This is a genomic window from Pseudooceanicola marinus (assembly GCF_020177265.1).
Taxonomy (GTDB): domain Bacteria; phylum Pseudomonadota; class Alphaproteobacteria; order Rhodobacterales; family Rhodobacteraceae; genus Pseudooceanicola; species Pseudooceanicola marinus_A.
The window spans coordinates 175,394-186,587 of record NZ_JAIVMC010000008.1 but is presented as its reverse complement, the minus strand read 5'-3'; the positions used below and the strand labels follow the sequence as shown (position 1 = coordinate 186,587).

Genomic DNA, 11,194 nt, shown 5'->3' with positions numbered 1-11,194 from the left:
GGCGCAACGCAGGTGCGGTTCAGCTGTCGGAAAGGGGGGGAGTGGTACCGCCTCCCCGGTTTGAACGGGGGACCTCTGGATCCACAATCCAGCGCTCTAACCAACTGAGCTAAGGCGGCACGTGAGGGGTCATCTACCCAGCCCCGCCCGCGAATGCAAGAGGGCTTTGGCGCAAAAATTTACCCCGTCGTCCGACCCGCCGCCATGACCGGAGTCTCAGGGGAATACCGGCACGGATCCCGGCGTTTCAGGCGACGAAAACAGAAACGCCACCTTCGGGAGAGCATCCGAAGGTGGCGCGGGACAAGATCCGGAGGGCCGGACGTCATGCCTGTGTTCTGACTGACACCCCGAGGAAGAGGTGGCTTTGTCTGGAGGGTGGCCAGAGTGGCCGAAGTTGGATTTTATATCACATCTAAATGTGGCAAAATTGTGTTCGCCGCCGCGAAAAAGACACGCTACGGCACCGTATCCGACGCAAAGCCGCTCTCGCCCTCCCCCTTGCCAAAGCGCCTGTGCCGCGGTAACGACCTCGGGTTCTTTTCCGGAGCTTGGATTTCATGGGTATCGACACCGAACGCGACATCGAAGCGAATCTGCAGATCGGGCCGACCGACCAGGGCATGGTGCGCCTGTTCATCGACGCTGGTAGCCTGGAAATTCCGATGGATTTCGAACCCGATGAGGCCATCGAGATCGCAGAGGAAATCCGCGCCGCCGCCCAGGCCGCGCAGCAGGCCGCAGGCAAGAAGCGCCGCTGACCGATCCTGACCGCGCCGCCCGCGGCCCCGCCGGGGTCTAGACGCGCGGGTCGCGCAGCGCCTGCAGGCGCCGGGCCGCGTCGCGCGCAAACTTGCGCGAGATCACCTTGCGCCGGGCCGCCGCCAGCTTCTGCTCATCGGGCATCCGCAGGATCTCTCCGCCGTAGGCATCGGCGATGATCAGCCCGCTCTCTTCCGGCAGCAGCTCCACCGGGAAATCCTGATCGACGGCCCAGAAGAATCGGTCGCACCAGTCCAGGTAACCCTGCCACTTGCTGTCCGACAGGTAGTCGGCGCGGCTGCTTTTGCATTCGACCACCCAGATCTCCCCCTTGGGTCCGAGGCCCATCACGTCCACCCGCTTGCCGCGTTCGGGCACGAACTCCTCCAGCGGGGCGAAGTCATGGCCCTTCAGCAGGCGGCAGACGCCACGGGCGATAAGCTGGCCGGGTTGCGGGGCGGCGGGATCGGGGGAGAGGGAGGTCACGGGCATGGGGACATTCTGAACATTCCGTGAACATGCGCAAGCCCCTTTGGTTTGCGCCGCCCCGCGCCCTATCTGGAACGGGACGGTGCCCGTGGGGGGTGCTGGCGAACCCTCGGAGATCCGCTTGACCGAACCGACGAAGGACACCCGGGCCGCACGGCCCGATCCCCGCGCCCGCATGGTGCATGAACTGGAAGGCCACCTGGGCTTTCTCGATACCTTCACCGGCGCCGCCCTGGGCGTGCTGGCAGTGGCCTCGGGCATCTACACCTACCTCGGCGTGCAATCCCTGCTAGACGGGGACGGCGCGATGCAGGCCTTTGCCGCCATCGCCTATTCCGTCGCCGTCTCCACCGGGATCTTCGTCTTCTGGTCCTACCTGATGCGCCTCTTCCCCGCGATGCGCACCGCCCGGTCGCGCGCCGGGTTAATGGGCGCGCTCGGCCTGGGCTCCCTGGCGATCGTCGCCATGTCGTCCTGGCTGAACGCCGCAGCGCTGGCAGGCGGCGCAGCCGTCGAACAGCACCTGGCGGAAACGGTGCAGGACTACCAGGCGGCGCTGGAACGCGCCAACGAGAACGCCCTGGCGGCCCAGGGCCTGGAACGTGACGTGGCCCGCGTCCAGCAAAGCTTTGCCGATCTGTCGGAACAGGAGGCCTCGGGCGGGCTGTCGGGCCTGGCAGGGCGCGGCGCCGTGTTCCGCGTGCTGCGGCAGAAATCCGAAGAGCTGTCGGCCCTGCAACAGCAAATCGCGGCCCAGTCGCCGCTGGTCGACGGGGCCTTCGCCGAAGGCAATGCGATCCTCAGCCGGATGCGTGCGCTGACCGTGGAGCCCGGGCCGGTGGAAACCCGCGCCGTCGAATTTTCCGAACAGGCCGTGCAGCTGGCCGGCCTGATCGCGCGACTGCGGCAGCTGTCGGTGGCGCCACTGGTGGAACGCGCGGCACAGGACCTGACCGCCTCGGTCGTCCTGCCGGAACTGGACGGTGGGACCGAGGCCAACCGCAGCGCCCAGGGCACCACCATCGCCTCGGTCCTTGACGTGCTGGCACAGCGCGCCACGACGCTGGAAACCGCCGCCTCCGAAGTCACCGCCCTGCCCGGCCCCGAGGAGATCACCTATACGCCCCTGTCGCCCGCAGACGCCGTGATCCGCTATGCGGGCAATTTCGTGCCGTCCTGGGCCGGCGCCATCGCCATCGACCTGCTGCCCGCGGTGCTGGTGCTGATCCTGACGGTGACCCACACGGCGATCCGCTCGGGCCGCGAGGCGGTGCCGATCGAGGACCGCATGACCGTGTCCGAACTGCGTGCCGCCCTGGCTGCCGCGCGGGACGTGGACGTGGCCCTGGCCCATGGCCGGGCCGAACTGCCCGAGGCGACTGCCCCTGCGCCGGCCCGCGACGACAGCAGAACCGCTCCGGACGGGAAAGGCGAGGCATGAGCGACGATCCCTCCGCCCGCCCGCTGCGGCGCGCGCTGACGGCGGCGCTCGGGCTGCAGGTGTTCCTGGCGCTGCTGCTCTTCGCGGGCGATCTTGGCCGCGACTTCTCCCTGCCGACGCGCGGCCCCTCGGCGCCCGACCTGGATCAGCCCACCACCCCGGGTGACCAGACGCGCCGCTACGATCCGGCAACGCGCCCCGCGGGCCCTGGCGTCGCGCCTTCGGGCCCGATGCCCGAACGGCTGGTGCTGACCGAAAGCGACGGGGCCTGGAGCCTCAGCGGGCAGATCGCCCCCGGGGATGGCGAGCGGATCATCCGCCAGATCGAGGCCCGCGGCGAGGGCGCGCCGCAGGTCATCCGTCTGGACAGCCCCGGCGGGTCGGTGACCGACGCGCTGGAGCTGGGCCGCGCGATCCGCGAGGCTGGGCTGGACACGGACATGGAGGCTGGCGCCATCTGCCTCTCCGCCTGCCCCTATGTCCTGGCCGGCGGCACGGAGCGGAACGCCGATGAGGATGCTCGTGTCGGCGTCCACCAGCACTATTTTGGCGAAAACACCCTGTTGCCCGCCTTCACCGCCGTGTCGGACATCCAGCGCGGCCAGGGCCTGGTCATGCGTTACCTCGACGAGATGGGCGTCGACCTGCGCCTGATGGAGCCCGCCCTGATGACGCCGCCCAAGGAAATCTACCTGCTGACGCAGGAGGAGCTGCGCGATTTCAACCTGCTGACGACAGCAGAATGACGGCAGCTGTCCGGGCGGCTGAAGGCGAATTTACGCAAAATCCCGACGGCCCCCTTGCCGCGCGCCGGTGAAGAGCCTACCTCAGGCCTCGGCGGGTGCTGCCCTTCTCGTGAACGAGTACATTCCGGTGGCCTTAAGCAACTCCGAGGGAGCTGGCTCTGTCCGGGCCGTGGTCCGGTTACCTGGCGCCCACCTGATAATCAGGTCCTCGGGAATGCGTCACTCAAACGGTTGCGTGCGGGCCCGCCACTTTTCCCTTTATCAGGAACGATTTGCGGCGATCAGCGACGCGGCTTGGCCGTCGCCTCGACGCGCACCGGCTGCGCAAGGATAGGCAGGCGGGTGCCACCCTTGGGGCCATCATCCTTTTCCGCCATGCGCATGATCGAGATCGCGAACTGCACCCCGGCAAAGACGATGCCGTTGGAGAAGAAGATGAGGAACGCGCCCAGGAGGCCGTCGGAGGATCCGAGAACCAGCCGCTGCAGGCCCATCACGTCGAAATAGATCAGCCCGGCGGTGAAGAGCGCCGAGATGCCGAAACCGATCAGGCACTGGGTGATGTAGAGACGAATGAGCTTGGGCATGGGAGAGCTCCTGCAGCTGTCTGCGCTGGTCCTATCCTACAGCAAAACGCCCTGCTTGTCAGGTATCCCCTTCGGGACAGGCTGTCGCAGCGCGCTCAGGCCCCGGCGGGGGCGAAGTCGTAGTGCAGGCGAAGCAGGTCCACGCGGTCCCCGTTCCGGGTCTGCCAGAAGTCGGGCAGGACCTCCTCGCGCCCGAACCCCAGCCGTCGGTAGAGGGCCAGGGCACGGGCATTGTCGGGCACAACATGCAGCCAGAAGGACGCCCGCCCCTCGGCGCGCAGCACTTCCAGCAAGGCCGACAGGGCCCGCGTGCCAGTGCCCCGGCCGCGCGCCAGGACCGCGAATTCCTCAAGCTTGGGACGGTCGCCGTCACAGCCGGAGAGATAGGCAAAGGCCGCCAGGCGGCCGTCGATGTCGAAGGCCAGAAGCCGGCGGGCGCCATCCGGCGCACAGGCCTCCGCCAGCGCCTCGGGTGTCACGGCGCCCAGCACGTCGAAAAACGCGGGATCGGTCAGGATGGCGGAGATCGCGGGCAGATCGTCGGCCCGGGCCGGGCGCCAGCGCGCGGGCTGCAAAGCGGTTTCGGGCGACTGGCCTGTCACCTCAGAACGCCTCCGGCTTGGCCTCGCGCGCCATGTGGTCCAGCACGGCGTTGACGAACTTCGGCTCCTTCCCGTCCGGGAAGAAGGCCTTGGCCACGTCGACATATTCCACGATCACCACCCTGGGCGGCGCCTCGCCTTCCAGCATTTCGGCCCCAGCGGCGCGGAACAGCGCGCGCAGGGTCGGGTCGATACGGGCAATGGGCCACTTGGCGACCAGCGCCCGGTCAGTCATCTGGTCGATCTTCACCTGCCAGTTGACCGCATCGCGCAGGGTCTTGCGGAACAGGTCCACGTCGCCTTCGAGATACTCCGCCTCTTCGTATTCCGCGCCGAAGCGGTGATCCTCGAACTCGACGATCACCTTTTCGACGGACATCCCCGCCAGTTCCATCTGGTAGAGCGCCTGGACGGCATAAAGCCGCGAGGCGGAGCGCATCTTCCGCTTCTGGTTGCCCGAAGGGGGCACGGCCGGGGTCGGGGTGTCGTCACTCATCTGGGGCGCGTCTTCTTATCTGGGTCCGGGCGGTTGGTCTCAACCGGCGCGGGCGGGGTCATCGGCAGCCGGGAGGAATCCCACCCCGGCTTTCGGAGCGCCCCATTTGCGCGAAAGCGACAGAAGATGCAAGGCCGCAGCCGCCGCACCGCCGCCCTTGTTCTGTTCGGCCACCCGGGCGCGGGCCAGGGCCTGGTCGCGGTTTTCCACCGTCAGGATGCCGTTGCCGATGCACAAACCCTGCAGGCCCAGCAGGGTCAGCCCGCGCGAGCTGTCGTTGCAGACGGTTTCGTAATGGGTGGTCTCGCCGCGGATGACACAGCCCAGGGCGACGAAGGCATCGTACTCGGCCATGCGGCCGGCCATGGCGATGGCCGTGGGCAGCTCCAGCGCGCCGGGCACCTCGATTAGGTCGTGGGTCGCGCCCCAGGCCTCGATCTCGGCGCGGGCCCCGGCGATCAGCTCATCCGCGATGTCCTTGTAGTAGGGCGCCACGACGATCAGCACCTTGGCAGGCTTGGTCATCTCGCCGCGCGGCAGGGTGTAATGCTGTTCGGAACCGGCCATGGGGTTACTCCTCGATCCGGCGGGTGCCGGTGATTTCAAGACCGTAGGCATCCAGACCCACGACATTGGGTTGCGCGTGGTTGGTCAGCAGCACCAGTTTCGACAGGCCAAGCGAGGTCAGGATCTGCGCGCCCAGACCATACTGGCGCAGGGTCTGCGGCGACACCGCCTCGCCCCCCTCCAGCTTCATCTGCAGGTCACGCAGCAGGACGACCACGCCGCGCCCCTCTTCGCCGATCAGCTTCATCGCGGTGCGGAATTCATCCGAGCGCCCCTCGGCGCCCAGGCCGGCCACGTCGCGCAGCGGATCCAGCGCGTGCATCCGCACCAGCACCGGCGCGTCGCCCGAAATGTCGCCCTTGATCATCACGATATGTTCGGCGCCCTGGGTTTCGTCGGTGTAGATCTTCAGCTGCCAGTCACCACCGAACTCCGACTGCACGTTCTCTTCCTTGGAGACGCGCACCAGGTTGTCGTGACGACGACGGTAGGCGATCAGGTCGGAGATCGTGCCGATCTTCAACCCGTGGCGCTGCGCAAAGCCGATCAGCTCCGGCAGGCGCGACATGGAGCCGTCCTCGTTCATGATCTCGCAGATCACGCCCGAGGGGTTCAGACCCGCCAGGCGCGACACGTCCACGGCGGCCTCGGTATGGCCGGCGCGGACCAGCACGCCCCCCTCACGGGCACGCAACGGGAAGACATGGCCCGGGGTCGCGATGTCCTGCGGGCCCTTGCCTGCGTCGATCGCCACGGCCACGGTCCGGGCGCGGTCATGGGCGGAGATGCCGGTGGATACGCCCTCGCGCGCCTCGATCGAGACGGTGAAGTTGGTCTCATGCCGGGACGAGTTCTGCGACGACATCAGCGGCAGGCCCAGATCATCGACACGTTCGCCGGTCAGCGACAGGCAGATCAGCCCGCGCCCGTGGGTCGCCATGAAGTTGATCGCTTCGGGCGTGGCCATCTGTGCGGGGATCACCAGATCACCCTCATTCTCGCGGTCTTCGTGGTCGACGAGGATGAACATGCGGCCGTTGCGGGCGTCCTCGATGATCTCCTCGATGGAAGAGATGGCATCGGACCAGCTTTCCTCGACGGGGCCCTTGTTCTCGAATGCGGCGCTCTCGGACATGGCACGCTCCTTGTTACTCGCGCTGGCCTTACCGCAGGGGCGGACGAAAGGCCAGTCACAGACGACGTTCCACAACGCAGGAACGTCCCCTGCCCGCATTTTGCGGCCCGAAATCGACAAGCCGGCGCGGGGGCTGTGGCCCAGGGGCTGTGCCGGCGGCTGGACCGGGGCGGAGGTCACCGGCTTTGCCCGCGAAACGGGCAACGCGCCTCAGCCGAACAGCGCCTCGGCGGGCAGGCTGCCGGCAAGGCCGCCCGCGGTCACCCAGTCGCGCTCCAGGCCAAGCGCGGTGATCGCCACCAGCCCCGCCGCCGGCAGGCGCCCCTGCGCCCGGGCCAGCGCTGCGCGAATCTCGGGCCAGCTGCCCAGCAGGGGCGGCGCGGCAAAGGCCAGGTCCAGACCGGCCACCCGCTCCAACAGGGCCGCCGGAGAAAGCGGCGGATGCGCCAGGCCGACGCGCTGCACATGGCGCAGGGCCATCAGTCGCTCGGTGACGGAGGCCTGCGGCGTCACCCTGTCTGCCTGGACGCCAAGCGCGTTGGACGAGATCAGGTAGCCCGCGATGTCCCGCCCCGAGGTAGCCCGGATGGCGCTGTAGTCGGAGTAGCTGAGCCCCAGTTCCTTCGCACGGGCTATGCGCGACCGGTGGATGGCCATCGGCAGCTTCGCCTCGGCCCGGCTGGCCTGCGCGCGGGCCCACATATGGGTGCGGAAGCGGCGGCCGGCCTCCATCGAGGGGCCCTGGTTGTGGCCGATGACGGCGCGGGGATTGCCCCCGCCGGTCAGGCCTCGAACTCCTGCAGGCGGGCGACGTAGCGGGCCATGGTGTCGACCTCCAGGTTGATCCGGTCGCCCTCTGCGGCGCGGCCCCAGGTCGTCACCTGCTTGGTATGCGGGATCATGTTGATGCCGAAGCGGGCGCCGTCCACTTCGTTCACCGTGAAGGAGGTGCCGTTCAGCGCGACCGAGCCCTTGGGCGCGATGAAGCGCGCCAGCGGACCAGGCGCCTCGAAGACCGCGCGGGTGCTGTCGCCCTCGTCGGTCAGCGAGACCAGCGTGGCCACCCCATCGACATGGCCCGACACGATATGCCCGCCCAGTTCATCACCCACCTTCAGGGCGCGTTCCAGGTTGACCACCCGACCCTCGGCCCAGGTGTCGAGATTGGTCTTCGACAGGGTTTCGGCCGAGACGTCGACGTCAAACCAGTCGGGACCCATCTCGACCACGGTCAGGCAGACGCCGTCGCAGGCGATGGAGGCGCCCAGATCGACGGTCCCCATGTCATAGGCGCAGCCGATGCGCGCCTTCAGGTCGCCGCCACGGGTCAACGCGCGGATCTCGCCCTGGTCGGTGATGATGCCGGTGAACATGGCCGGGTCTCCTGCTGGTCGTCGCGCCCGGGGTCCGGGAATGGGGACCGGCGCGCCTGATGTTTCCACGGGCGTAGCGCGCCGCGTGCGCCCCCGCAAGAGGCAGAGGCCGGCCCGCCCCGTACAGACCCCGCCCAGGCCCCTGTCCGGCCCGCGAAATGGCAAGACCCCGGCAACCTTGTCATGCTAGGGCCTTCAGTGTGTCGGGGCAGATACCCCCGCACTGCCAGAGACGGGTCACATTTCTGCCGGTTTGACGCGGCAGACCTGCTGGCACAGACTGCACGGCGGCGCCGGAGGGACACCGCGCCGCTTTCGGGGAAACGAGATGACGGACAAGACACCGGACGAGCGGGTCTTCCTGTTCCTGCAGGGCCCCCATGGCCCTTTCTTTCACCAGCTGGCTGGCGCGCTGCGCCGCGCGGGCGGCACCTGCTGGCGCGTGGGGTTCAACGCCGGCGACGCCGCCTTCTGGCCCGACCGCGCCAGCTACATCCCCTTCCGGGACAGACCCGAGGCCTGGCCGGACCGTTTTGCCACGCTCTGCGAGGAGAAGGGCGTGACCGATCTGGTGCTTTACGGCGATGTGCGTCCGATCCACGCCCAGGCCGTGGCCGCCGCGAAAACGCGGGGCCTGCGAGTGCATGTCTTCGAGGAAGGCTACATGCGCCCCTACTGGGTCACCTATGAACGCGACGGGTCGAACGGCAATTCGCGGCTGATGCGCCTCGGGGTCGAGGACATGCGCCAGATGCTGGCCCTGTCGGACATGGACGCCCCGCTGCCCCCGGCGGTCTGGGGCGACATGCGCCAACACATGTTCTACGGCGCGCTCTACCATTGGTTCGTGCTGTGCACCAACCGCCGCTATCGCCAGTTCCGCCCCCACCGGGAGATCGGGGTGGGTCGGGAATTCCAGCTGTATCTCAAGCGGTTGCTGAGCCTGCCGGTCACGGCCGCAAGGCGCGCCTTGGCGTCGCGCCGCATCCGGCGCGGCGGTTTTCCCTACCACGTCGTGCTGCTGCAACTGGCACATGACAGCAGTTTTCAAGCACATTCCCCCTTCACCGGCATGGCCGATTTCCTGGGCGTGGTGATGCGCGGCTTCGCCGAAGGGGCGCCGCGCCACCACCACCTTGTTTTCAAGGCGCATCCGCTGGAAGACGGCCGCGCGCCCCTGAGGCGTGAGATCGAGCGACTGGCGCGCGAGACCGGGCTGTCGGACCGCGTGCATTACGTCCGCGGCGGCAAGCTGGCCCGCCTTCTGGCCGATACCCGCAGCGCCGTGACCGTCAACTCCACCGCCGGGCAGCAGGTGCTGTACCGGGGCATCCCGCTGAAGACCTTCGGCGCGGCGGTCTACGACAAGCCCGAGTTCGTCTCCACACAGCCGCTGGCGGAGTTCTTCGCCGGCGCCACCCGCCCCGACCGGCGCGCCTACCAGGATTACCGCCGCTTCCTGCTGGAGACGAGCCAGGTCGCGGGCGGCTTCTACTCGGCCGCCGGGCGACGCCAGCTGATGCGCCAGGTGGTCGACATGATGCTGGCCGAGGAAGACCCCTACGATGCCCTGGCCCAGGGGACCGCGGCGCCGCGGCAACAGTTGCGCGCCGTCCCCTGAGACATACGCAGGAGGCTGGCTTTTGCGCCCAAGCTCCTGTAACCTGAGAAGAATGAGGCAGATCCGGCGGCGGATCCGGGGCCAGCCCGGGCAGATCGAGGCAAGACAAACGCGCGGCGCAAGACGCGACGGCAACAACGACCGGACACAGGTCGAGGAGACGAGCAGTGAACCCCAAAGCTACCCGATGGGCGAAGTCCGTCGCGATGGTCGCGACGATCCTGGCGGTCTCTTCCTGTGATGTGCTGCCGCGCAGTGGTCCGACCAAGCGGGAGATTTTCGCCGGATCCGTGCAGCGCGAGGGCGATGCCTTCGTCATTGCGGTCAACGACCGGGTGACCCGCGCCACCGCCGTGATCCCCGCCCTGGGCTTCAGCGACAGTTTCCGCAACGCGGGCGCAGTGGCCGCCGACGTGATCCGCCCCGGCGACACCCTGTCGCTGACCATCTGGGAAAACGTCGACGAGGGCCTGCTGGCAAGCGAGGGCGTGAATTTCACCTCGCTCGACTCGGTGCAGGTGGACGGCGCGGGCTTCATCTTCGTGCCCTACGCGGGCCGCATCCGGGCCGCCGGCAACAGCCCCGAGGCGATCCGCCGGATCATCACCGAGAAACTCCAGGACCAGACGCCCGACCCGCAGGTCGAGGTCCGCCGCGAGGCCGGCGACGGGGCGACCGTGACGCTGATTGGCGCGATTGCCGGCACCGGCGTCTACCCGATCGAACGCCCCACCCTGCGCCTGTCGGGCATGCTGGCCGCCGCCGGCGGCGTGGCCGTTGCGCCCGAAAGCGCGCAGATCACCGTGATCCGCGGCAATCAGCGGTCGACCATCTGGTTCCAGGACCTGTTCGACGATCCGCGCTACGACATCGCCCTGCGGAACGGCGACCGCATCCTGATCGAGGAGGACACCCGCTCCTTCACCGTGCTGGGTGCCACCGGCGCGCAGTCGGTCATCGATTTCGAAAGCCAGACCCTGTCGGGGATCGAGGCCATCGCCCAGGCGGGCGGGCTGCAGGCCAATGCGGCCGACCCCACCGGCGTCTTCGTCTTCCGCAACGAGGCAGAGGAAGTGGCTGCCCAGGTGCTGGGTCGGAACGACCTGATCGGGGCGCAGCGTATGGTCTACGTGCTGGATCTGACGCAACCCAACGGCATGTTCATGGCCCGCGATTTCCTGATCCGCGACGGCGACCTGCTCTATGTCACCGAGGCTCCGTTCACCCAGTGGGACAAGACGATTGCGGCCCTCACCGGTTCGCTGGGATCGGTCAACGCCCTGGGCACCCTGGCAGGCCAGTAACCGCATGACGCCGAGCGGCCGCCTTTCTTCGTCTGAACAACACAGGGCGGGGGCAGAGCGGACCCAGGCAG

13 protein-coding genes and 1 tRNA gene are annotated in these 11,194 nt (G+C 68.2%); 5 read left to right on the top strand and 9 right to left on the bottom strand.

What is annotated here, in order from left to right; all coding sequences use genetic code 11:
- Nucleotides 1-42: 42 nt before the first annotated feature.
- Nucleotides 43-119, bottom strand: a tRNA-His gene (locus LC066_RS15045).
- Between the two features lie 441 nt (nt 120-560).
- Here LC066_RS15045 and LC066_RS15040 point away from each other — a divergent pair.
- Complete coding sequence (locus LC066_RS15040) at nt 561-761, top strand: DUF6324 family protein (RefSeq protein WP_222478502.1); 201 nt, start codon at nt 561-563, stop codon at nt 759-761.
- 37 nt (nt 762-798) lie between these two features.
- Here the strand turns inward: LC066_RS15040 and LC066_RS15035 are convergent, their stop codons facing one another.
- Nucleotides 799-1,254, bottom strand: coding sequence for an MmcB family DNA repair protein (locus LC066_RS15035; protein WP_085885957.1), 456 nt, complete (start codon nt 1,252-1,254; stop codon nt 799-801).
- A 172-nt stretch (nt 1,255-1,426) separates the two neighbouring features.
- On the opposite strand from LC066_RS15035, the gene LC066_RS15030 reads away from it, so the two are divergent.
- Both LC066_RS15030 and LC066_RS15025 read left to right on the top strand, forming a co-directional pair.
- Nucleotides 1,427-2,692, top strand: a complete 1,266-nt coding sequence (locus LC066_RS15030; RefSeq protein WP_224900923.1) for a hypothetical protein — start codon at nt 1,427-1,429, stop codon at nt 2,690-2,692.
- A complete protein-coding gene (locus tag LC066_RS15025; RefSeq protein WP_224900626.1) occupies nt 2,689-3,438 on the top strand; it encodes a hypothetical protein in 750 nt (249 codons plus the stop codon). The genes LC066_RS15030 and LC066_RS15025 overlap by 4 nt, the downstream gene beginning before the upstream one ends.
- Before the next feature lie 281 nt (nt 3,439-3,719).
- Here the strand turns inward: LC066_RS15025 and LC066_RS15020 are convergent, their stop codons facing one another.
- The 7 genes from LC066_RS15020 to LC066_RS14990 all read right to left on the bottom strand — a co-directional run bounded on the left by LC066_RS15020 (nt 3,720) and on the right by LC066_RS14990 (nt 8,198).
- The gene (locus LC066_RS15020; protein ID WP_222478508.1) at nt 3,720-4,025 is read right to left on the bottom strand and encodes a hypothetical protein; all 306 of its coding nucleotides are present in this window, start codon (nt 4,023-4,025) and stop codon (nt 3,720-3,722) included.
- Nucleotides 4,026-4,120: 95 nt separating this feature from the next.
- Entirely contained in the window at nt 4,121-4,627 is a 507-nt protein-coding gene (locus tag LC066_RS15015) for a GNAT family N-acetyltransferase (RefSeq protein WP_224900623.1), read from the bottom strand.
- 1 nt (nt 4,628) lies between these two features.
- The gene (nusB, locus tag LC066_RS15010; protein WP_224900620.1) at nt 4,629-5,123 is read right to left on the bottom strand and encodes a transcription antitermination factor NusB; all 495 of its coding nucleotides are present in this window, start codon (nt 5,121-5,123) and stop codon (nt 4,629-4,631) included.
- Between the two features lie 39 nt (nt 5,124-5,162).
- The gene (locus LC066_RS15005; RefSeq protein ID WP_224900617.1) at nt 5,163-5,690 is read right to left on the bottom strand and encodes a 6,7-dimethyl-8-ribityllumazine synthase; all 528 of its coding nucleotides are present in this window, start codon (nt 5,688-5,690) and stop codon (nt 5,163-5,165) included.
- Nucleotides 5,691-5,694: 4 nt separating this feature from the next.
- Complete coding sequence (gene ribB, locus LC066_RS15000; RefSeq protein WP_224900614.1) at nt 5,695-6,825, bottom strand: 3,4-dihydroxy-2-butanone-4-phosphate synthase; 1,131 nt, start codon at nt 6,823-6,825, stop codon at nt 5,695-5,697.
- A 210-nt stretch (nt 6,826-7,035) separates the two neighbouring features.
- Nucleotides 7,036-7,557: a hypothetical protein gene (locus LC066_RS14995; RefSeq protein WP_224900611.1), complete on the bottom strand. Its 522-nt coding sequence runs from the start codon at nt 7,555-7,557 to the stop codon at nt 7,036-7,038.
- Between the two features lie 50 nt (nt 7,558-7,607).
- Complete coding sequence (locus LC066_RS14990) at nt 7,608-8,198, bottom strand: riboflavin synthase (RefSeq protein WP_222478520.1); 591 nt, start codon at nt 8,196-8,198, stop codon at nt 7,608-7,610.
- A gap of 328 nt (nt 8,199-8,526) precedes the next feature.
- On the opposite strand from LC066_RS14990, the gene LC066_RS14985 reads away from it, so the two are divergent.
- Both LC066_RS14985 and LC066_RS14980 read left to right on the top strand, forming a co-directional pair.
- The gene (locus tag LC066_RS14985) at nt 8,527-9,819 is read left to right on the top strand and encodes a capsule biosynthesis protein (RefSeq protein ID WP_224900608.1); all 1,293 of its coding nucleotides are present in this window, start codon (nt 8,527-8,529) and stop codon (nt 9,817-9,819) included.
- Nucleotides 9,820-10,025: 206 nt separating this feature from the next.
- Nucleotides 10,026-11,123, top strand: coding sequence for a polysaccharide biosynthesis/export family protein (locus LC066_RS14980; RefSeq protein ID WP_224900920.1), 1,098 nt, complete (start codon nt 10,026-10,028; stop codon nt 11,121-11,123).
- Nucleotides 11,124-11,194: the final 71 nt, after the last annotated feature.